The organism is Streptomyces sp. WP-1 (genome assembly GCF_030450125.1).
GTDB lineage: Bacteria > Actinomycetota > Actinomycetes > Streptomycetales > Streptomycetaceae > Streptomyces > Streptomyces incarnatus.
In genome coordinates this window covers 2195123-2217279 of sequence record NZ_CP123923.1, presented here as the reverse complement: position 1 = coordinate 2217279, position 22157 = coordinate 2195123, and the positions used below count along the sequence as shown (strand labels likewise).

Below are 22157 nucleotides of genomic sequence, written 5' to 3'. Positions count from 1 at the left end.
GGGCCCCGGTACGCTTCAGATATGAGTGCTGTTCCTCGTTCAGAAAAGCCGGCCGGCCGGTTCCGGCGCATGCTCGACCGGCTCTCCACGTCCCAGGAGGACCTGGAGTCGGAGGAGCTGCGCGAGGACGCCGAGACGGCGGGTTGTACGAAGATCGGCGACTGCCAGGACCGGCAGATCGTCACCGTAACTGGTACCTTGCGCACGGTCACCCTGCGTCCGCGCGCCGGAGTCCCGGCCCTGGAGGCCGAGCTGTTCGACGGCTCCGCGGCACTGGACGTGGTGTGGCTCGGCAGGCGTTCCATCGTGGGCATAGAACCGGGGCGCAAGCTGATCGCATCGGGCCGGATCTCGCTGAGCCGGGGCCGCCGGGTGCTCTTCAACCCGAAGTACGAACTGCGACCCCTCGGACGGGAGTAGCCGGTGACGTCCCTCGACAAGCCGACCGAAGACACCGACCAGAACCCGCCCGGCGAGCCCGGCGAAGGCGACGCCCGCGCGGTGACGGAGGCGGCGCTGTTCGAGGCGTTCGGCGGCGTCCGCGGCATGGTCGAGACGGTCGTGCCGGGCCTGCTGTTCGTCGCGATCTTCACGATCAACAAGGACCTGCACCTCTCGGCGATCGCCGCGCTGGCCGTCTCCCTGGTGCTGGTCGTGGTCCGGCTCGCCATGAAGGACACCGTCAAGCACGCCTTCAGCGGTGTGTTCGGCGTGGTCTTCGGCGTGGTGTTCGCCATGTTCACCGGCAACGCCAAGGACTTCTACCTCCCCGGCATGCTCTACACGCTGGGCCTGGCGCTCGCGTACATCATCTCCACGCTGCTCGGGGTCCCCCTGATCGGCGTCGTGCTGGGCCCGGTCTTCAAGGAGAACCTCTCCTGGCGCACCCGCAACCCGGGCCGCAAGAAGGCCTACGCGAAGTCGAGCTGGGCCTGGGGCCTGATCCTGCTCGCCAAGTGCGCGATCCTCTTCCCGCTGTACTGGTGGTCCGACACCGCCCAGCTCGGCTGGGTCCTCGTCGCCCTGAAGATCCCGCCCTTCCTGCTGGCCGTCTGGCTCACCTGGGTCTTCCTCGCCAAGGCGCCCGCGCCGATCGACGTCTTCGCGGAGATGGAGGCCGAGGAGCAGGCCGAGAAGGCCGAGAAGGAGCGCAAGGCCGCCCTGGCCGCGGAGAGCGGCGAGCCCGAGCCCCTGCCCGGCCGCCATCGCCGGCAGGCGTGAGAGCCGTGCCGTAGGCGGTCGTTACGACGACGAAGGGCGCCCTTGTCCACCAAGGGCGCCCTTTCGCGTGCTCAGGGCCGTCGGACCCGTCAGGCCTCTTCCCGCCTGCGCACCGACAGCAGCTCCTCCAGCTGCTCCTCCCGGGCCTGCGCGGCCACGAACAGCAGCTCGTCGCCCGGCTCCAGGGAGTCGTCCCGGGACGGCGTCAGCACCCGGGTGCCCCGGATGATGGTCACCAGCGAGGTGTCCTCGGGCCAGTGCACGTCCCCGACCTGGGTGCCGGCCAGGGCCGACTCCTCGGGCAGCGTCAGCTCCACCAGGTTGGCGTCGCCGTGGCTGAAGCGCAGCAGCCGTACCAGGTCGCCGACACTCACCGCCTCCTCGACCAGGGCGGACATCAGACGCGGGGTGGAGACGGCCACGTCCACGCCCCACGCCTCGTTGAACAGCCACTCGTTCTTGGGGTTGTTGACCCGGGCGACGACACGCGGGACGCCGTACTCCGTCTTGGCGAGCAGCGACACCACCAGGTTGACCTTGTCGTCACCGGTGGCGGCGATCACCACGTTGCAGCGCTGGAGCGCCGCCTCGTCCAGGGACGTGATCTCGCAGGCGTCGGCCAGCAGCCACTCCGCCTGCGGCACCCGCTCCACCGAGATGGCGGTCGGGGCCTTGTCGATGAGCAGGATCTCGTGGCCGTTCTCCAGCAGCTCGCCCGCGATCGAGCGGCCGACGGCGCCGGCTCCGGCAATGGCGACCCTCATCAGTGACCGCCTTCCTCTTCCGGACCCCCGGCGAACGCCGCCTCGACCGTGTCCACGTCGTCCGTCCGCATCATCACGTGCACGAGGTCGCCCTCCTGGAGCACCGTCTGGGAGGTGGGCAGGATCGCCTCGCCCAGCCGGGTCAGGAACGCCACCCGGACGCCCGTGTCCTCCTGCATCTTGCTGATCTTGTGGCCGACCCACTTCGGGGAGGCGTGCACCTCGGCGAGCTGCACCCCGCCGGTGGGATCGCGCCACAGCGGCTCGGCCCCGGAGGGCAGCAGCCGGCGCAGCATCTGGTCGGCGGTCCAGCGGACCGTGGCCACGGTCGGGATGCCCAGACGCTGGTAGACCTCGGCGCGCCGGGGGTCGTAGATACGGGCCGCCACGTTCTCCACGCCGAACATCTCGCGCGCGACCCGCGCGGAGATGATGTTGGAGTTGTCGCCGCTGGAGACGGCCGCGAAGGCGCCCGCCTCCTCGATCCCCGCCTCGCGCAGGGTGTCCTGGTCGAAGCCGACTCCGGTGACCCGGCGGCCTCCGAATCCGGGTCCCAGCCGACGGAAGGCGGTCGGGTCCTGGTCGATCACGGCGACCGTGTGCCCCTGTTGCTCCAGGGTCTGGGCGAGAGCGGAGCCTACTCGCCCGCAGCCCATGATGACGATGTGCACGACCGTCCTTCCGATGTCAAGAGTCGTTGGCTTGGCCTGAACAGGTTCTCAGACTGTCGCCCAAGCTACACACGCATCACCTTCACCGGGCACCCCCGTGCCCCGGTACGGCCCGCGCACGGGGCCCGGCACCGGTCTCAGCGCCAGGCTCGTACCGGTTCACAGGGGGTCATCCGCTCGTCTGCGAGTGATGCTGCGCACGCTGCACACGGTCAGGATTCCGAGGGCGGCCAGGGCGAGCACCGCTCCGATCAGCTCAGCGGTCGGCGGCATGAGGCCTCCACGGGTCGGCGACAGGCGGGGTTTGCCATCTAGGCACGACCCGAGCCCGAGCCACGGAATCCGTACATCGATCCGCCGCCGAGTTCACCCATGGGGAAGATATTGCGGACAGGGTGGGCGGCTGCCAGTTCGAAGGCTTACGATCCTCTCTCGTGTCCAAACTGACCGACGTGCCCAAACGGATCCTGATCGGGCGCGCACTGCGCAGTGACCGGCTGGGGGAAACCCTCCTGCCCAAGCGCATCGCACTCCCCGTCTTCGCCTCCGACCCGCTGTCCTCCGTCGCCTACGCGCCGGGGGAGGTTCTGCTGGTCCTGTCCATCGCGGGCGTGTCGGCGTACCACTTCAGCCCCTGGATCGCCGTCGCGGTCGTCGTGCTGATGTTCACCGTGGTCGCTTCCTACCGCCAGAACGTGCACGCCTACCCGAGCGGTGGCGGCGACTACGAGGTGGCGACCACCAACCTCGGCCCCAAGGCCGGCCTCACCGTCGCGAGCGCCCTGCTCGTCGACTACGTGCTGACGGTCGCGGTCTCCATCGCCTCGGGCATCGAGAACCTCGGCTCGGCCATCCCGTTCGTGGTCGAGCACAAGGTGCTCTGCGCGACCGTGGTGATCGTCCTGCTGACGCTGATGAACCTGCGCGGCGTCAAGGAGTCCGGCAAGCTCTTCGCCATCCCGACGTACGTGTTCGTCGGCGGCGTCTTCGTCATGATCCTCTGGGGCGCGTTCCGCGGCCTGGTGCTCGGCGACACCATGCGGGCGCCGACCGCCGACTTCCACATCAGGGCCGAGCACCAGGGCCTCGCGGGCTTCGCGCTGGTCTTCCTGCTGCTGCGCGCCTTCTCCTCCGGCTGTGCCGCCCTGACCGGCGTCGAGGCCATCTCCAACGGCGTCCCCGCCTTCCGCAAGCCGAAGTCCAAGAACGCGGCGAGCACCCTCGCGGCGATGGGCCTGCTGGCCGTCACCATGTTCTGCGGCATCATCGCGCTGGCCGCGACGACCAAGGTCCGCATGGCCGAGAACCCGGCCACCGACCTGCTGCACAACGGCCACCCGATCGGCTCCGGCTACGTCCAGAACCCGGTGATCTCCCAGGTCGCCGAGGCGGTCTTCGGCAAGGGCAGCTTCCTGTTCGTGCTCCTCGCGGCCGCCACCGCGCTGGTGCTGTTCCTCGCGGCCAACACCGCGTACAACGGCTTCCCGCTGCTCGGCTCGATCCTCGCCCAGGACCGCTACCTGCCCCGCCAGCTGCACACCCGCGGCGACCGGCTCGCCTTCTCCAACGGCATCGTGCTGCTCGCCGGCGCCGCCGCGCTGCTGACCGTGATCTACGGCGCCGACTCCACCCGCCTGATCCAGCTCTACATCGTCGGCGTGTTCGTCTCCTTCACGCTGAGCCAGACCGGCATGGTCCGGCACTGGAACCGCCACCTCGCGGTCGAGAAGGACCAGGCCAAGCGCCGTCACATGATGCGCTCGCGGGCGATCAACACCTTCGGCGCCTTCCTCACCGGCCTGGTGCTGGTCGTCGTCCTGGTCACCAAGTTCACGCACGGCGCCTGGGTGGCCCTGCTGGGCATGTGCATCTTCTTCGCGACCATGACCGCGATCCGCAAGCACTACGACCGCGTCGCCGAGGAGATCGCCGCGCCCGAGGAGCCGGACGACGACCTGGTCCGCCCCTCCCGGGTGCACTCCGTGGTGCTGATCTCCAAGATCCACCGCCCGACCCTGCGGGCCCTGGCCTACGCCAAGCTGATGCGCTCCGACGGCCTGGAGGCGCTCACGGTCAACGTGGACCCGGCCGAGACCAAGGCGCTGCGCGACGAGTGGGAGCGGCGCGGCATCGACGTACCGCTGAAGGTCCTCGACTCGCCGTACCGCGAGGTCACCCGGCCGGTGATCGAGTACGTCAAGGGCCTGCGCAAGGAGTCCCCGCGCGACGCGGTCTCCGTGATCATCCCCGAGTACGTGGTCGGCCACTGGTACGAGCACCTGCTGCACAACCAGAGCGCGCTGCGCCTCAAGGGCCGCCTGCTGTTCACGCCCGGCGTGATGGTCACCTCCGTGCCCTACCAGCTGGCCTCCTCCGAGGCGGCCAAGATGCGGGCCCGCAGGCGCCAGGAGTGGAGCGCGCCCGGCGCGGTCCGCCGGGGACCCGCGGGGGAGCGGCCCAAGGAGCCGTCCGAGCCGTCGGGATCGGCAGGGGCGTCGGGAGCGTCAGGGACATCGGGCTCGTCGGAGGCACCGGGCTCGTCCGGCTCGTCGGCGAAGGACTGACGGGACACCGAGGTACGGGACCGGGGCGGCGAGGCCGTAGACTGGTGGGCTGTTGTCGGTCCACCGGTCTGCGCTCGACCGCCCCGGACCCGTCTTGGCAGCTCGTCTGCGCCCTGCAGTCCTGTCGTGCAGTCCCGCTGTCGCTGTCCCTCTGTCGCGAACCCGATCCTCTGGAGCCACCCACCATGCAGGCAGAACCGACCACGTCTCTGGTGGGCGAGGAGTACGAGGTCGAGATCGGCCCCGTCGCCCATGGCGGCCACTGCATCGCCCGCACCGCCGAGGGCCAGGTCCTCTTCGTCCGGCACGCGCTGCCGGGCGAGCGAGTGGTGGCGAAGGTGACCGAGGGCGAGGAGGGCGCCCGCTTCCTGCGCGCGGACGCCGTACGGATCCTGGAGGCGTCCAAGGACCGCATCGAGGCACCCTGCCCCTTCGCCGGACCCGGCCGCTGCGGCGGCTGCGACTGGCAGCACGCCAAGCCGGGCGCCCAGCGCCGCCTGAAGGCGGACGTGCTCGCCGAGCAGCTGCGGCGGCTCGCGGGCCTCACCCCGGAGGAGGCGGGCTGGGACGGCACGGTGGTCCCGGCCGAGGGCGACAAGCTGCCCGCCGGCGAGGTGCCGCAGTGGCGCACCCGGGTGCAGTACGCGGTCGACGCCGAGGGCCACGCGGGCCTGCGCCGCCACCGTTCGCACGAGGTCGAGCGCATCGACCACTGCATGATCGCGGCGCCCGGCGTGTCCGAGCTGGGCATCGAGAAGCACGAGTGGGCCGGCATGGAGTCGGTCGAGGCGATCGCGGCGACGGGCTCCCAGGACCGCCAGGTGATCCTCACCCCGCGTCCGGGCGGCCGGCTGCCCCTGGTCGAGCTGGACAAGCCGGTCTCCGTCCTGCGGGTCGACGAGAAGTCCGGGGGCGTGCACCGCGTCCACGGCCGCCCCTTCGTCCGCGAGCGCGCGGACGGCCGTACCCACCGCGTCGGCGCCGGCGGCTTCTGGCAGGTCCACCCGAAGGCGGCGGACACCCTCGTCACCGCGGTCATGCAGGGCCTGCTCCCGCGCAAGGGCGAGATGGCCCTCGACCTCTACTGCGGCGTCGGCCTCTTCGCCGGCGCCCTCGCCGACCGCCTCGGCGACCAGGGCGCGGTCCTCGGCATCGAGTCGGGCAAGCGCGCGGTCGAGGACGCCCGCCACAACCTGGCCGACTTCCCGCGCGTCCGCATCGAACAGGGCAAGGTCGAATCCGTCCTCCCGCGCACGGGCATCACCGAGGTCGACCTGATCGTCCTCGACCCACCCCGCGCGGGCGCCGGCCGCGACACGGTCAAACACCTCGCATCCCTGCGGGCCCGCCGCATCGCCTACGTGGCGTGCGACCCGGCGGCGCTGGCCCGGGATCTGGGGTACTTCGGGGAGAACGGGTATCGGGTGCGGATGCTGCGGGCGTTCGATCTGTTTCCGATGACGCATCATGTGGAGTGCGTGGCGATCCTGGAGCCGGCTGAGAAGGGCCGTTGACCTTCGGTTTTATGCTTTCGGCGGGTCTCTTGGACCTCTTTCCGGGTGAACATCACGTGGACTGCCCAGGTGCTCTGGATGAGCCGTCTGACCTGGTACTTCGTTTAGTGCGCGCGTCGAGCGGCCGGTGCGTCCTCTGCGCGGCCAGGTGGTTGGGAGACGGGTTGACGCCCGTTTGACGCTCGTGCTGATGGCCTGTCAGGGCATGAGACCTAGGTCCAGTGAGTGGTCTTGGTGCGCCCGAAGTGCCCGTCGGACTCTCGCAGCCCGCGGCCAGCGCGCGCATCCAGCGGCTGGAGAGAACGGGGTCATCACCGGCTACCGAGCGACAGTCGACCCAGCAGCCCTCGGTCTGAACATTCACGCGGTTATCCGGCTGCGCACCACGCACAACCAGCTCTCACACGCGCTGGACTTGGCCTCCCGGACTCCTGAGATCGCCTCCACTCTCAGAGTCACCGGGGAAGACTGCCTCATCTTCGACGTCTACTGTCCGCAGGCAGGACGACTCGAAGAAGCCGTCGACGCACTTGCCCGTTACGGCCCTGTCACCACATCCCTCGTGCTGCTCCGCTCCTACCCCCGGAAGCCGCTGACCGACGCCGCGTCAAAAACGTCATGACCCGCAACATCCAGCCTGGTTTCGCGCCGCCGCGGGCGGCTGCAGGGCGAGGGGGGAGTCGATGACCGACCAGGCACCGGGCCCCCTGCCCCTCGCGCGTCACTTCTGCGGTGGGTCGACGGCACACCGAGGTGCTGCGACACGGGCCCCGGTGCTGCCGGGGCCCGTGTCGGAGGGCACTTGCCCGTTGCGGTGCCATTTCCGGACGGCTCTGCTCCGGCGATCGGTTCAGCCGTTACCGAGACATGGCGCTCACACGGCGCAGGACCTCGTCGGGGCCCAGAACACAGGCGACGGCGAAGAGGTCCGGGCTGCGGGTGGAGCCGGTGAGGGCGACACGGATGAGCTGAGACGCCTCGCGGATCGAACCGGGGTACGCATCGGGGTTCTTCTTGTACTCCTTGGGGGTCGCGGCGAAGCCGTGCTTCGCGGCCAGGTTCCTGATCTGGCCGAACCACTGCTGGGGGTCCTCCAGATGCCGGTAGCCGTCGACGAAGTCGCCCGCGAACGCCCTGACCAGGTCGGCTTTCAGGCCACCCAGCCGGTCGTCGTCGGCGGGTACGAGGGAGAACAGTTGGGGGAAGAAGAACCCGTACGCGGACCGGAAATCGGACCACTTGCGCAGGTCTTTGCGTGGGTTGTCGACCCCGTCCCGCTCGACGGCGAGAGCGGCCAGCGCCCGTTCGGGCTCGGCGTCCAGCACAGGTACGAGACCGGGGTCGTGGCTCGCCGCCCACTCGCGCACAGAGGAAAGGATCTGCTCGCCGCTCAGCGTGGCTACGTAATCCGCACTGATGTCCTCGAGCTTGGCGATGTCCACCAGCGGCCCCGCGACCCCGCACTCGGCCAGCCGGATCGGCTCGTCGAGGGCCTGGTCCGGCGGCAGTTCGGCGAGCCGCCCGTTGGCCAGGCCGCGCAGGTAGTACAGGACCGCCTCGGCCGGGTAGCCGGCCGCCATGTAGAAGTCGACCCCCGACTCCTGGTCCTTGCGCTTCGACAGCTTGCGCTTGCCGCCGGGAATCTGCTTCATCAAGGGGGCGATGTGCGCGTACGCGGGAGGTTCGAAGCCGAGTGCCTCGAACAGCTGGAGGTGCACCGGGACGGAGGAGATCCACTCTTCGCCGCGCACCACCAGGTTCACGCGCATCAGGTGATCGTCGACGACGTGTGCGAAGTGGTACGTCGGCAACCGCAGTGCCTTGTCGGACGACTTGAGGATCACCACGTCGTTGCGGTTGTCCTCGTGCTCGATACGGCCCCGGATCAGATCGTCGAACGATCTGCGCGCACCCGCCGCGGCTGTGGAGCGGAAGCGGACGACGTAGGGAGCGCCGTCGTCGAGCCTGGCCCGTACGTCGGCAGGGTCGGCGTCGCGCCAGACGGCCCAGTCGCCGTAGTAGCCCGTGGGCACCTTTGCGGCCTCCTGGCGACTGCGGATGTCGGCCAGCTCCGTCTCCGTCGCGAAGCAGAGGTACGCCTTTCCATCGCGCAGCAGTTCCCTGACGTAGGTCAGATAGATCTCCTGACGCGCCGACTGCTGGTAGGGACCGTACTCCCCGTGTCCCTCCTGCTCGTCGGCGCTCAGCCCGAAGTAGGCGAAGGCGCGGCCGAACTGTGCGACGGCGCCGTCCACTTCACGTGACTGGTCGGTGTCCTCGACCCGCAGCAGATAGACACCGCCGCTACGGCGGGCGAGATCGCGGTCGATCATCGCGACGTAGATGCCGCCGATGTGAACCGTGCCGGTGGGGGAGGGCGCCATGCGGGTGACCTGCGCGCCCTCGGGCAGCGCACGCCGCGGGTAACGCTGTTCCCACTCCTGTGGGCCGGGCAGATCAGAGGGGAACAGCGCGTCGATCGCGCTCCGGTCGAGCATGGGCGGTCTCAGTCTCCAATGTGGGTGCTGGGCAAGGGGATTCAGGCTACCAACCGGCGTCGGCCGGTCCGTCGTGGACGGCCGCGGACGAGGGAATCCGGTTGTGTCTGGAAGCAAGCCCGCGAGGGTCGAACAGTGAAATATTTTTACAAAAAAATAAGCCTGGCGAGATTTAATGAAGCCGACACAATTGACGGTTGTCCCTGGAGTGACGGGCTTTTTTGGCTCCGCCGCCTGAACACCCCCTTTCGGACCCTGGGCCCGTCCGTAACGATCTATGAGTGATCGTCAGGCAAGAGCGAGGGGGAAGCTGATGGGCAGCTTCGCGGAGGACAGGTCCGTCGTCACTGATATCGATCGGCACCCGAGAGACGGGGCCGTATCACCGCACCGTCCGCCCTGGGCAGTCACGCACGGCCGTATCGAAGCCCTCCCGATCGCGTCGTTGCTGCCGGCGGATTCGCCCAGGATGGCGGGAACGGACCAGGAGCACGTCTGCCGCCTGATGGAAGTGGGAAGCGAGCTGCCGCCCATCCTGGTCCAGAGATCGACACGACGAGTCGTCGACGGTATGCACCGAGTGCAGGCCGCGGCCATGCGCGGCGACGACAGGATTCTGGTCCAGTACTTCGAGGGCGACGACGCCGAGTCGTTCGTGCAGTCCGTGCGCGTGAACGTGGCCCATGGGCTCCCGTTGTCCACCGGCGAGCGCGAGATGGCCGCCGAAAGGATAATTCAGGCATACCCGGGCTGGTCGGATCGGGCGATTGCGGTAGTGGCCGGCCTCAGCGCTCCGACGGTCGCGGGCATTCGCCGACGCTCAACTGAAAATTCCTGTCAGTTGAGCAAGAGAATGGGACGCGATGGCCGCATGCGCCCTGTTGACGGAACGGCAGGACGACAGAAGGCCATGGAAATCATACGCGAACGCCCGGATGCGTCTCTTCGGGAGATCGCTCGGGAAGCTGGAATATCGGTCGGAACGGCGCACAACATTCGGGTGAAACTCCGTGCCGACACGAACAGCACCGGAGGCGAGTCCTGTCGGAACGAGATGAACAGGGACCGGCAGCCGGTCCCTTCCGTATCGTCTGACCCGGCCGCCCGTGGCGCGTCGACGTCCCAGGAGGTGCAGCGGGCACATCGCGAGATCCTTCTCAGTCTGCGCAAGGATCCCTCGGTGCGGCTGACCGCGCGAGGCCGGTTCCTGCTCCAGTGGCTCGGCGTCCTCTCTGTCGATGCCGACAGGCTGAAACAGCTGGTCGGCTCGGTGCCGGACCGCTGGGTGGTCGCTGTGGCACGGCTCGCATGGGACTGCTCCAACGCCTGGCAACAGCTGGCCGCCGAACTGGAGCGGCGGACGGACGCGTTGTGAACGCCCTTTGTCATCCTCTGTCCTCCTCGATTCGAAGCGGGTGCACATGGACTACGCCAAGTACCGGGAACTCTTCCGGCGGGACGGATACGTCGTCGTTCGGGGCTTCCTCGATCCGCGGGAACTGCGGGAGATACGCGGCGAACTGCGCCGTTTCCTCGACGAGGTGGTGCCGAGCCTCCCCGAGGCCCAGGTGTTCTTCACCGCGGGTGCCGGCGGCAGACTCGCGGTGCGGCAGATCCACCGGATGAACTGCGATCCATTCTTCGAGGCCTACCAGCGGCACCCCAAGTGGCTGGGACTGGCCCGAACCCTGCTCGGCGAGTCCGTCGTATCCCGTCCTCCGGTCTACTTCAGCAAGCCGCCGCAGAGCGACTTTCCCACTCCACCGCACCAGGACAACTGCGCCTTCGCGCTGAATCCGCCCAACGGAGTGGAGATGCTGCTCGCCGTCGACGAGAGGTTCGACGAGGAGACCGGCTGTCTGCGCTACGTCCCGGGATCGCACCGGGAGGGGCCGCGACGGCATGTCTACAGCGGAGTACGGGGGTTCGCGCTGGAGATAGCGGACTTCGGACCCGAGGACGAGGCCCGTGAGGTCGCGGTCGAGATGGAGCCCGGCGACCTGGTCTGCCACCACCCCCTCACCATCCACCGCGCACGCCGCAACAGGTCTCCGGAGCGCTTCCGGTCGGGCTTCAGCATGTGGTTCCGCGGAGAGAGCACACAGATCGAAGCGGCTGCGGTGGAGGACTACGACCGCAGCGCCCGCCGTGCCCAGCTGGCCGGGCGGTAGGCGATGACCGCCCGCATCAAGGACTTCGAGCCCCGCGACGTTCGACCCGGCGACACCATTGTCGTCTTCGGAGCCGGTGACGTGGCCCAGCTGACCCAACATGCCCTGGAGATGATGGGTATCCCGGTCGGCTTCTTCTGCGATCCGCTGCTCACCGAGGACTCCGCCACCCTGCGCGGAACACCGGTGCTGCCGCCCGCTGCCCTGGACCGGCTGGACCCGGGCACGACCTGCGTCATCGATGCCTGGGACCACACGCGCTACGCGCGTCAGCCGGCGCTGCTCGCACGCTTCAGCCGGCTCTTCGTCGCGGTGTCGCTCCTGGGTCGCACGGCCTTCGGCGAAGCGGCCCCGGTGCTGCCCGCGGAACGCCCCCGGCGGATCGCCCATTACACCGCCCAGTGCGAGCCGCTGCTGACCGGCGCGGGCCGGCTGCGGCTGCGCTCGCTGGACGTGGTGGTCACCGAGGCGTGCACGATGCGCTGCGTCGACTGCTCGAACCTGATGCAGTACTACGCCCACCCGCGCCATTCGGACCTGGACGAATTGCACACGGCGCTGGACAGACTGCTGGCCGCCGTCGACGGTGTCGAGGAGTTCCGCGTCCTTGGTGGTGAGCCGTTCGCCAACCCCCGTGCCGGGCAGGTGGTGCGCACGCTCACCGGTATGGCGGACACCGCCCGGGTGGTGGTGTACACCAACGGCACTATCGTGCCGCGCGGCGACCTGCTGGAGTCGCTGGTGCACCCCAGGATGCTCGTCAAGATCACTGACTACGGTGAGCTGTCGAAGCGGCACGACGACCTGTGCGACACACTGACCGACCACGGTGTCACCTGGGTCAGCCAGAAGCCGGTCTGGACCGACTCCGGTCGCATAGGCCGGGTGGACCGCACCCCGGAAGAGCTCGACCGGACTTTCCGCGACTGCTGTGTCAACGATCTCCTGACCCTGTTGAACGGTCGGCTGTACCTGTGCCCGTTCTCGGCCAACGCCATGAACCTCGGCGCTGTGCCCGACGCCCCGGACGACGTGATCGACCTGCGCACGGACTGGCCCGCCGACGAACTCAGGGCTCGGATCGAGGCCCTGTACCACCGGCACAGGCCCCTCACCGCATGTTCGTTCTGCCGGGGGCGCGACCAGACGACCCCCACGGTGGAGCCGGCGATCCAGGTGCGCCGGCCCCTGCCACTGACGGTCGTATCGGGGCCGCGCTGACATGGACGCGGCCACCGACCGGCCCGCACGGCGGGGAAGAGGGATCCGGCCGCCCAGGGTCGCCGTCCTCTCCATCGACGCCGTCGGCCACCTCAACCCCCTGCTCGCCGTGGTGTCCGCGCTGTCCGGTCAGCCGTGGAGTGCGGTGGTACATGCCTACGGTTCGCCGGGTCTGGGCGGGCTCTACCGGGCGGCGGGTGCCGGGTTCACACCGCTGGCCTTCCGGACGCCCGCCCCGGGAGCGCTGCCCGTGTCCGGTGCCCGCCCCTCGGACCTGGCGGTCAGGAGCTTTCTCGCTCCTCAGCAGGGCCTGGAGGAAGTGGTGCGGAAGCTGGCCGAATTCGGGCCCGACGTGCTCGTGCACGACGTCTTCGACCTGCGCGGAGCGGTCGCGGCGGGAGCGCTCGGCGTACCGGCGGCCACCCTGCTGCCGTTCGCCGGACTGCGTGCCCTGGGCACCGGTTTCGTCGCCGAGCACGGTACCCGCGGACCCGATCTGGAAGCCGCCAACGACCGGCTGGTCAGGGACTTCGGCGTCGATGTCCTGGGGGACGCGGCCTGTCTGCCCGTACTCTTCCCGTCTCGGCGGCTGTCACTGGTCACCGCGGTACAGCCGCAGTCGCCACCACCCGGCGCCCCCGGTACGGGGGGACTGGACGCCCTGGAGCGGGAGCTGGGGGCGGCGCTGCACTGGGTCGGGCCGTGCGTCGGCGAGGTGCACTGGGGGGCGGATGCCGGCGACGGCCTCTCCCCGGACGTGGTACGGCGACGCCGAGCCGACGGTGCGCTGACCGTCCTGTTCTCCCTGGGCACGAACATCACGACGTTTCGCCGCCGCGCGCCCATGGGCGGGGCGCCGTCCGGGGCCGCGTTCTTCGCCTCCGCCGTGGACCTGCTGTTCTCCGCCCTGGGCGACGACGACCGCTTCCAGCTCCTGGTGGCGAGGGGCGGCGCCGACACACCGCGGGCGTGGCCGGGCAACGCGGTGGTGGCGGACGTACTGCCGCAACGACGGCTGCTGGCCGGGGCGGTGGACGTCTTCGTCACGCACCACGGCTACAACTCGACGGTGGAGGCGACGCTCCACGGCGTGCCGATGATCGCCTTCCCGGGCTACGGCGACCAGGTGGCCAACGCGGAGTTCAGCGTGGCGCGCGGGGCCTCCGTCGCCCGCTGGGACCTGCGCAGCCCGGTGACCAGTTGCACGCCGCAGGCCCTGCGCGCGGCGGTGACGGAGGCCGGGTCGCCGGCCGGGCCCGCGGCCGTGCTGCCCGGCCTGCGGCGGGAACTCTTCGCGCCCGGCGGCAGCAACCGCGCTGCCGAACTGATCCTCGCGCTCGCCTGATTCCCCGGCTACCCGAGGCTGCGGCCCGGCGTCCGCGCGCCCGGCACCCGGCGGCTCAGGTACCGAGCGGCTGACGCAGCATGCGCCGCTCGCCGTCCTCGGCACCGGCGGCCGGGGCGTCGACGAAGCCGTTGCGGCGGAACAGGCCGACCGCGGGGTCATTTCCCGCCATGACCGACAGGGCGACCGCGCAGCCGGGATGCGTGCGCCGGGCCCAGGCGAGCACCGCGCCGACGGCCGCGTCCCCCACACCCCACCCGCGCGCCTCCGGCGCCACCCACAGGGAGATCAGCTCCACCAGGCCGCCGGTGCCCGGTGCGGTGCCGCTGACCATGCCGACTGCCCGGTCCCCATACCACAGCACGGCGTTGAAGGATACATCCGTCAGCCGGCCGCGCCAGCGCTCCTCGGTGTCCCGTGGGCCCGTCCAGTCCGCGAGCGCCGACGCATACACCTCGGGGGACTCGGCGAGGGCCCGCAGCCGCAGCCGCCGCCACAGTGCCCAGTCGTCGGCGCAGAGCGTACGAACGTCGATCATGATCCGTCTCCTGGTGTGAATTCCGGTGGCCGGGGTGGCCGATCTTTGAACATTGAGCAGCCTTGACAGTATTTGCACTGCAAATTTAGTGTTGGCGAGCGAAATAGATTCCGGGACTTTTGGTGAAACCGTCTTTGGGGGATTCCTGAATGGATGTGCTGACGCGGCGAATCGGCGAACCTCGGATCCTGTGCCTCTATGCGACACTGCAGTACTATCCCGACGAGGTCTGCCGCCCGGACAGTTCCCTGGGGCTCATCTACCTCCATTCGGCCCTGAGGCAAGCGGGGTTCCAGGCGGACCTGCTCGACGCGAGCATCGGCCGACCGGGACGCGACGATCTGTCCGACACGTTCTACCGGCGAACTCCGCTGCCTGAGGTCGCACCGGACCTTTTTCGCATTGGAATGACGCCCGAACGGATACTGGAGGAGGTCGAGCCGTTCGACGTCATTGCAATCAGTTCCATTTTCACTCAGCAAACCGGTCGCTGCATCGAAATCGCCCAACTGGTGAAGTCGGTCTATCCGGAAAAGATCCTGGTGGCCGGCGGGGTCAACGCGCGCAGCCTCAAAGACTACTTCCTCGACCGGGGCTTCGACGCCATCTTCCTTTCCGAGGGTGAGAAGTCCCTCGTGGCCTTCGCCGAGTTTCTGCGCTCCGGGCGGCCTTCGCTGGACGAGGTTCCCGGCATCAGCTTCCGGCGCGACGGCAGGACCGTGACCGCGCCCGCCGGCCCTCCGGTGACCGATCTGGACGAATACCCCATGCCGTCCTGGGACGCGCTCCCCAACGAGCAGTACTGGGAGATCAGCGAGCCATGGGGCGGCCGTGACGGCTGGCTGGAGGACCAGAAGCCACGCTTCGCGTCGATCCTGACCTCGCGGGGCTGCCCGTACCGCTGCACCTACTGCCACATCTCGAAAGAAGTCGGCGGCGAGGCCGGTGACATCGGGCGGCTGCGTTTCCACAGCGTCGAACGCGTGGAACAGGAACTGGACACCCTCAAAGGGCTCGGCGTCGAGTTGGTCTACATCAACGACGACTCGCTGCTCGCCTGGAAACACAGGGTGCACAAGGTCCTCGACCTGCTCCAGCGCTACGACTTCCTGCTGGCCGACATCAACGGCGTGAACATCCGGCACCTGTTCAAGCGGACGGGCTCCGGTGACCGGCTGGAGGTCGACGTCGAACTCCTGGAACACCTCTACACGGCGGGATTCCGCCGGATCGGCCTCCCCTTCGAGTCGGGATCGCAACGTCTCCTCGACAAGTACTCGACCGCGAAGTGGCGCATCGACAAGTGCGACGTCTTCGAACTCATCCGGACCATGGCCGACATGGGGTTCACGACCAACGCCAACTTCATGGTCGGATACCCCGACGAGACCCTTGAAGAGCTGAGCCAGACCTACATGCTGGCCCGTCGCGCCATGGACGCGGGCCTCGACGGGTGCGGTTTCTTCATGGTGCAGCCCTTCCCCGGCACCGCGCTGTACGACGAGGCCGTGGCCAGCGGGCAACTGGACCCGGTGACCCGGCCGGACGACATGGGATGGTCCAAGTCCCAGTCGCCGTCGCCGTTCCGCGATCTGAAGATCGATCCGCAGGTACTGCACTACTCACGGAACCTCGCCTTCGCGATGCTGAACAGCGACCGGCGGAGCCGGGCCTGGCTGGAACCGACCGCCCCCGCTGCCGCCTCCCCCGTCTCCGCCGCCGCCCCCGGCGCACGGCCCGGTGAACGCCCCCTGCTGCCCGTGGTGTGACCCCGCAACAGTCGGCCGAGAGGGACAAAGGAAGACGCAGATATGATCATCTTGGGCACTAAGCCGGTGCAACACGACGCCTGTTTCGCCCTGCTGAAGGACGGAGAGCCCGTCTTCGTCTACGAGCAGGAGCGCTTCAACCGCGTCAAACACGGTATGTCGAGCGACCTGTCCACGCTCTTCGAGGCACTGCGGGAGCACTCCGTCGATCCGGGCCAGATCGACCTCGTCACCCAGTGCATCGACCCCGCCCGCCTCGACGAACGCAAGCGCCAGACCCGCGGATTCCTGGACGGGCCGGCGGCCGAGGAGACGGAGCGGCACCTCGACTGGAGGCTCCCCACCTGGCGGCGCTCACTGATCGCCGCTGGCTTCCCGGCCGACCGTGTCGTCGACATCCGCCACCACCTCTGTCACGCCGCGGGCGTCTACTACGCCAGCCCGTTCCAGGACGCCGCGATCCTCAGCGTCGACGGCAGCGGCGAGACCGAGACCGCCATGCTCGCGCACGGCTCCGGCAACGACATCAGGACCCTTCGCACCACCCCGCACCCCCAGTCCCTGGGTCACCTCTACCAGGCGGTCACCTTCTGGCTCGGGTGGGGGTTCGGCGAGGAGGGCAAGACCATGGCCCTGGCCGGCTACGGCGATCCCGATCGCTTCCGCAAGCGGCTGGAGGAGTTCGTGCCGGTAGCCGAGGACGGCTCCTTCGCCTTCACGCCCGGATTCGTCCGGCCGGGCAGCCGGTACACATCCGAGGAGATCAAGGACGAGGTCCTCACCGGTGTCTTCGGCCCGCCACGACGCGCTGGTGAACCGCTCTCCTCGGTCCACCAGGACGCGGCGGCCGCCGTCCAGGCCGTCTGCGAGGACATCATGCTGAGGTCCGCCCGCTTCCTGAAGGAACGCACCGGCTCCCGGAACCTGCTGGTCACCGGCGGAGTCGCACTCAACTCCGTGAGCAACGGCGTGATCATGCGCAGCGGGTTGTTCGATCGCGTCGTCGTCTACCCCCAGGCCAACGACTCGGGGACCGCACTGGGCGGCGCCCTGTACGCCCACCACCGGCTCGGCGACCGGGAACGCCGCCGGGTCTGGTTCATGGAGCACGCGTACTGGGGCCGGCACATCGACACCGAAAACGTGGAGAAGGCCGCCGCCACCTTCGGCCAGCAGGGCAGCCGGGTGAGCGACGTGGTCCGCGCGGCCGCCCGGCTCCTCGCCGACGGACGGACGGTGGGCTGGGTGCAGGGGCGATCCGAGATCGGCCCCCGGTCCCTCGGCAACCGCTCCATCCTCGGCAACCCGCTGGTGGACGGCATCAAGCAGCGCATCAACGACGGCATCAAACACCGGGAGAACTGGCGGCCGTTCGCCCCCTCGGTACTGCGCGAGGACCTGTCGACCTACTTCGAGGCCGACCAGGACCTGCCGTACATGACCGTGGTCGCGGAGATCAGGCCGCAGTGGCGCACACGGCTCGCCTCGATCGGGCACGTCGACGGCACGGCACGGGTCCAGACCGTGACCGAGCGGAGCAACCCCCGATTCCATGCCCTGCTCAAGGCGTTCAAGGAGCTGACCGGAGTCGGGGTCCTCCTCAACACCTCGTTCAACGACCGGGGCGAGCCCCTCGTGCAGACCAGCGAGCAGGCACTGCGCCTGTACACCAGCTCGGAGATGGACGCCCTGTGCATCGGAGACTGGCTCTTCACGGACAAGCGCACGTTCGCCGCTCGGCCGTTCGCGCCCTGCACCGACAACTTCGCCAAGCTCCCCGGCAGCCGGCTCCTGCTCCTGGAGGACCGCACGAGGATGCCGGCCGAGATGCGCGCGCACCTGCTGAGGTTGCACCCCGGACTCGTCGTCGCCGACGCGGCGCAGGACGACGTAGCGGACCTGCGCGCCGAGTACGACGCGGCGGTGCGCTACGTGGACCGCACGGCCGACGCGTTCATCTTCGACCGGTCGCTGTACTTCTCGGCGACGGCCGAGACATCACGGCAGATCATGCGGGAGGCCGGAATCCCCGTCTACTGGATCGACCGGCGGGGCGATGTCGTACCCGCTCGTGACGTTCTCTACGTCCACCACGACACCGTGGACTGTCCCGTGCCGTCGTCGTACGAGGGGTACTGGAACCGTGGCCGCTGACCTCGACTGGCTCAAGGGCGAGGTGACCGGCGACGTCATCACCTACACCCATCCAGGCGGGCTGACAGTACGGGCGGAGAGGGGCGAGAAGAAGGACCGGCTGCGCATCCTCCCGCTGACCCGCCTACAGGCCGCCCTGCTGGACCATCTCACGGCCGTGCCGGCCCTCGCCGCCGGGAAGAGGGTCTTCGAACCCTTCGCGGGCTCAGGGGCCTTCGGCTTCATGGCTCTCCGTCTGGGGGCACGCCACGTCGACCTGCTCGACATCAACCCCAGAGCCGCGCAGTTCCATCGCGCGACGACGGCCGCCAACGGGTTCCCACCGGACAGGGTCACCTCCCACACGGCGGACATCCGCACCCACCGGACCGGGGAACCGTACGACCTCGTCCTCGCCAATCCGCCCTTCCTGCCCACTCCCGACTGCATCGCGGGCACGCTCAACTCCAACGGAGGACCGGAGGGGAACACCCTCGTCGAGGTGCTGCTGGAGCGACTGCCGGAGCTGCTGCGGCCCGAGGGCCACATGTTCGTCATCCTCTACCAGTTGATCCGGGAGGGGATGCCCCTGGTGGCGCGGGCCGCGCGCCGGCACGCCACCGGACGACCCATGGAGTTCACGCTGCTACAGGAAACTCCGGTGCCGTTCGAGGTCTACGTCGACGCCTACGAGCGACGGCATCCCGCGGACCGCACGGGGATCCGGCAGTGGCACACCGACCTCGTCCGGCGGCACGGAACCGGGCTGTCTCTCGCCCATCTCGTGATGCACGTCGGAGCACGCACCGCCGCGCCGGGCTCCTGCGTGGTCAGGAACGACGCGGCCGGACGGTTCGGCAGCGCGTACCTGCTCGCCGAGGACGACCCCGACTACCTCCCGGTCGACGGCCGTCGGCACTGAGCCCCGGCCCGCCCGGCGATCCGCACGCACTGGAGTCCCTGGAGACCATGGTGAAACTCCCCACAGTCGACTTCGCACGCCCTGGCGCGGCGGTCGGCCTGCGTACCGCCCTGTCCGCGACCGGGTGCGCCGTACTCGTCGGCGCCCCGGTCATGGCCGGGACGGTGGAGCGCGTCTACGACGAATGGCTCGCGTTCTTCGACTCCGACGCCAAACACCGCTACGCCGCCGGGTCCGTGCGGCCGGACGGCTATTTCGCGCCGCCCCGGCCCACCGCGGGCAGCGATTTCGTCGGAGACCGGAAGGAGTTCTTCCATATCTATCCCCGGGGCCGCTATCCGGTCGAGGTGCCGGACACGGCCCGCCGGTACTACGACGAGGCTCTGGCTCTCGCCCGCACCCTCCTGGGCTGGCTCGATGTGCCGTCGGCCACCGGGCCCGATCCCGCTCCGCTGCCGCTGGCCCGGACGACCGATGGCGCCACGGCCACCGTGCTGCGGGTACAGCGTTACCTGCCGGCGGCAGACGGCGACGCACCGGACACCGAACGGGCGCTGGCCCACACCGATATCAACCTGCTGACCCTGCTGCCCGCACCGAGCGGCCCCGGACTCCAGATCCAGCACGATGGGACGTGGCTGGACGTGCCGGCACCCACCGGCTCGATCGTTGTGCAGGCGGGGGAGATGCTCCAGCTGGCGACCGCAGGGCGCTACCCGGCGGCCCTGCACCGGGTGGTGCATCCCGGCGGCGCGTCGGACAGCGGGTCACGCATGTCCCTGCCGCTGTTCGTCCATCCCGCGGACGACACGGAACTGGAACCCGGATGCACGGCTGCGGGCTTCCGGGCCGAACGCATCGCCCAGCACGGCTCCCGTGGCTGGAACGTCGTGGCCGGTGGTTCGAGAGAGCGAGACGGCGGATGAGTCAGGACCGCACCCCGCCCACCGGATCCGCCGCGCGGGAGACGTCGTACGTCCGGCTGCTTCCGGGCAGTCGCACTCCGACGTACGCCTTCGTGCATCCCGTCGGCGGCTCGGTCAGCGGCTACGTCGATGTGGTCGCGGCGCTGCCCGCGGGGACCGAGTGCGTCGGGGTGCGGGCGCGGGGCCTGTCCCCGCAGGGCGAGCCGCACCACGACATCCCGACCATGGCGACCGACTACCTCGACGAACTGCTCGCCTACCACGAGCCGGAACAGCTGGTACTGGCCGGATACTCGTTCGGCGGGCTGGTCGCCTTCGAGATGGCCCGCCGGCTGCGGGAGCGGGGCCGTACTCCGGCCGGAACCGTTCTGCTCGGCACGTACGTCCCGCGTCACGACGTTCCCCGGGCCGAGCGTGTGGCGACCTTCGCCCGACTGGTGAGCGTCATCTACCGGGTGCCGCTGGAGCGGTTGCGGCTCGACGGGCTGGACGACGCCGAGATGGTCGACCGGGCCGCCGAGGTGGCCGGCCGGTGCGACACCCTGCCCGCCGCATACCGGCAGGCCGACCTGCGCCGCCTGTTCCAGGTGCTCGCCCTCAATCTCCGAATGGCCCAGGAGTACGACGTGCCGCCCTACGACGGCCTCGTGCACCTGGTGCGCCCGGAGCGTCCCGATCCGCGGGACACCCTGCACGCGTGGCGGAGCCGCTGCCCGTCCGGCGTGGTCACCCACGACATCGGCGGCGAGCACAACGAGCTGATGTCCGCGGACCGCGGCGTCCGCATCGCACAGGCCCTCGCCGCCCTGTGGCCGGCGTGAGGCACGGCGTCACCCGGCACCGGCGCACACCCGCAGTACGGAAGCAGAGCAACGAAGGGGAAGAGACCGCCGCTCATGACCGAGACCCTCAAGAAAGCCCCCGACGAACTCAACGAGGTACATGACGTGGCGTCGTTCAGCGACGCCGGAAGGTGCCGGGTCACCCCGGTGGCGCGCTTCGCACCGGCCGTAGCCCAGGCGGTGGTGGACACGCTCACCGGCCTCGTCCGCACCGCCCACGAGACCTCGGACGCCACCACCTGCGACGCGGACGGGATCGTGCGCGCCCAGACCTTCGAGGAGGGCGACGTCTACATGCTGGAGGCGCCCTTCGACGGCTACTTCGCCGACCGCTATCTGATGGACTTCTACGACGTCAACCAGCGTGGCATCTGTTCCCGGATGCATCTGCACACCGGGCTCCGCTTCGTCCGCATGATGACCGGCACCGACACCCGGATCCGGGTGTCGAGCCTCGCACCCTTCGAGGTCCTGGAGGTCAAGGGCGTCACCCCGTTCCTGCCCCACCGGTTCGTGGACGAACTGCCCGATGCGCCGGACGGAACGGCGATCACCCGCTACAACCTCGTCGTCCCCGAGAACTCCTGGATCGACCTTCAGATCCCGCGGGCTGTGTCCCACCAGTTCAACGCCATAGGCCCCAACGCGGTCATCGACTCGGTGCACCCCGAGGAATCGATCGAGACCTTCCGGGAGAAGATGTCCGGCTACCGCATGATGGCGCAGACCGTGTTCCTCGCCGAGGAGCTGCCGGCCGCCGGCACCTGCAACGTGCTGCCCGAGGACGCACCCCGGCGGCACGCCCGGTCCGACGGCCTGCGCCGGCAGGTCGAAGCCGTCGTCAGGGAGACCGTTTCGGACGGGCCGGACACCGACGCAAGCCTGGCCGGCGCCGACTCGCTCGCGGTCGTACGACTCCTGGTGGCCCTGGAGAAGCGGTTCGGGATCAGTATCGCCGCACAGGAGGTGGTGGCGGAGAACTTCCGCTCGCTGCACGCCCTGTGCGCGCTGGTGGACTCCCACCTCGGCCGTCCGGCCGGAGACGCCGGGTGAGGCGG

General features: G+C 69.4%; 18 protein-coding genes. 14 read left to right on the top strand and 4 right to left on the bottom strand.

Going from position 1 to position 22157, the window contains the following annotated elements; all coding sequences use genetic code 11:
* The first annotated feature begins 21 nt into the window (after positions 1–21).
* Both QHG49_RS09355 and QHG49_RS09350 read left to right on the top strand, forming a co-directional pair.
* Positions 22–420, top strand: coding sequence for an OB-fold nucleic acid binding domain-containing protein (locus QHG49_RS09355; protein WP_078967283.1), 399 nt, complete (start codon positions 22–24; stop codon positions 418–420).
* 3 nt (positions 421–423) lie between these two features.
* On the top strand, positions 424–1221 hold the full coding sequence (locus QHG49_RS09350; RefSeq protein ID WP_145487563.1) for a DUF3159 domain-containing protein: 798 nt from the start codon (positions 424–426) through the stop codon (positions 1219–1221).
* Between the two features lie 89 nt (positions 1222–1310).
* Here QHG49_RS09350 and QHG49_RS09345 read toward each other — a convergent pair whose 3' ends face one another.
* Both QHG49_RS09345 and QHG49_RS09340 read right to left on the bottom strand, forming a co-directional pair.
* Positions 1311–1985: a TrkA family potassium uptake protein gene (locus QHG49_RS09345; protein ID WP_145487565.1), complete on the bottom strand. Its 675-nt coding sequence runs from the start codon at positions 1983–1985 to the stop codon at positions 1311–1313.
* On the bottom strand, positions 1985–2656 hold the full coding sequence (locus QHG49_RS09340; protein WP_128792054.1) for a TrkA family potassium uptake protein: 672 nt from the start codon (positions 2654–2656) through the stop codon (positions 1985–1987). Before QHG49_RS09340 ends, QHG49_RS09345 begins: the two co-directional genes overlap by 1 nt.
* A 434-nt stretch (positions 2657–3090) precedes the next feature.
* Between QHG49_RS09340 and QHG49_RS09335 the strand changes: the two genes are divergently transcribed.
* Both QHG49_RS09335 and QHG49_RS09330 read left to right on the top strand, forming a co-directional pair.
* The gene (locus QHG49_RS09335; RefSeq protein ID WP_301488532.1) at positions 3091–5220 is read left to right on the top strand and encodes an APC family permease; all 2130 of its coding nucleotides are present in this window, start codon (positions 3091–3093) and stop codon (positions 5218–5220) included.
* Between the two features lie 185 nt (positions 5221–5405).
* Positions 5406–6734, top strand: coding sequence for a class I SAM-dependent RNA methyltransferase (locus QHG49_RS09330; protein ID WP_159705715.1), 1329 nt, complete (start codon positions 5406–5408; stop codon positions 6732–6734).
* An 857-nt stretch (positions 6735–7591) separates the two neighbouring features.
* Here the strand turns inward: QHG49_RS09330 and QHG49_RS09325 are convergent.
* Positions 7592–9232 (bottom strand): glutamate--tRNA ligase, encoded by a 1641-nt coding sequence (locus QHG49_RS09325; RefSeq protein ID WP_301488528.1) that lies wholly within the window; start codon positions 9230–9232, stop codon positions 7592–7594.
* Positions 9233–9545: 313 nt separating this feature from the next.
* Between QHG49_RS09325 and QHG49_RS09320 the strand changes: the two genes are divergently transcribed.
* Genes QHG49_RS09320 through QHG49_RS09305 form a run of 4 tightly spaced genes read left to right on the top strand, consistent with a single transcriptional unit; the run spans position 9546 to position 13969 of the window.
* Entirely contained in the window at positions 9546–10607 is a 1062-nt protein-coding gene (locus QHG49_RS09320) for a ParB N-terminal domain-containing protein (protein ID WP_159705719.1), read from the top strand.
* A 46-nt stretch (positions 10608–10653) separates the two neighbouring features.
* Positions 10654–11403, top strand: a complete 750-nt coding sequence (locus QHG49_RS09315; protein ID WP_159705721.1) for a phytanoyl-CoA dioxygenase family protein — start codon at positions 10654–10656, stop codon at positions 11401–11403.
* Positions 11404–11406: 3 nt separating this feature from the next.
* The gene (locus tag QHG49_RS09310; protein WP_159705723.1) at positions 11407–12624 is read left to right on the top strand and encodes a radical SAM protein; all 1218 of its coding nucleotides are present in this window, start codon (positions 11407–11409) and stop codon (positions 12622–12624) included.
* Between the two features lies 1 nt (position 12625).
* Positions 12626–13969 carry a hypothetical protein gene (locus tag QHG49_RS09305; RefSeq protein ID WP_159705725.1) on the top strand — a complete coding sequence of 448 codons (1344 nt, stop codon included), beginning with the start codon at positions 12626–12628 and terminating at the stop codon, positions 13967–13969.
* 55 nt (positions 13970–14024) lie between these two features.
* Here the strand turns inward: QHG49_RS09305 and QHG49_RS09300 are convergent, their stop codons facing one another.
* On the bottom strand, positions 14025–14507 hold the full coding sequence (locus tag QHG49_RS09300; RefSeq protein ID WP_159705727.1) for a GNAT family N-acetyltransferase: 483 nt from the start codon (positions 14505–14507) through the stop codon (positions 14025–14027).
* Positions 14508–14656: 149 nt separating this feature from the next.
* On the opposite strand from QHG49_RS09300, the gene QHG49_RS09295 reads away from it, so the two are divergent.
* The 6 genes from QHG49_RS09295 to QHG49_RS09270 all read left to right on the top strand — a co-directional run bounded on the left by QHG49_RS09295 (position 14657) and on the right by QHG49_RS09270 (position 22152).
* Positions 14657–16276: a B12-binding domain-containing radical SAM protein gene (locus QHG49_RS09295; protein WP_301488521.1), complete on the top strand. Its 1620-nt coding sequence runs from the start codon at positions 14657–14659 to the stop codon at positions 16274–16276.
* A gap of 42 nt (positions 16277–16318) precedes the next feature.
* Positions 16319–18430 carry a carbamoyltransferase C-terminal domain-containing protein gene (locus QHG49_RS09290; RefSeq protein WP_159705733.1) on the top strand — a complete coding sequence of 704 codons (2112 nt, stop codon included), beginning with the start codon at positions 16319–16321 and terminating at the stop codon, positions 18428–18430.
* Positions 18420–19331: a methyltransferase gene (locus tag QHG49_RS09285; RefSeq protein ID WP_159705735.1), complete on the top strand. Its 912-nt coding sequence runs from the start codon at positions 18420–18422 to the stop codon at positions 19329–19331. The genes QHG49_RS09290 and QHG49_RS09285 overlap by 11 nt, the downstream gene beginning before the upstream one ends.
* Before the next feature lie 50 nt (positions 19332–19381).
* Positions 19382–20257 (top strand): 2OG-Fe(II) oxygenase family protein, encoded by an 876-nt coding sequence (locus QHG49_RS09280; protein WP_301488518.1) that lies wholly within the window; start codon positions 19382–19384, stop codon positions 20255–20257.
* Positions 20254–21078: an alpha/beta fold hydrolase gene (locus tag QHG49_RS09275; RefSeq protein ID WP_301488516.1), complete on the top strand. Its 825-nt coding sequence runs from the start codon at positions 20254–20256 to the stop codon at positions 21076–21078. Before QHG49_RS09280 ends, QHG49_RS09275 begins: the two co-directional genes overlap by 4 nt.
* A 75-nt stretch (positions 21079–21153) precedes the next feature.
* Positions 21154–22152, top strand: a complete 999-nt coding sequence (locus tag QHG49_RS09270; RefSeq protein ID WP_159705741.1) for an acyl carrier protein — start codon at positions 21154–21156, stop codon at positions 22150–22152.
* The last annotated feature ends 5 nt before the right edge of the window (positions 22153–22157 follow it).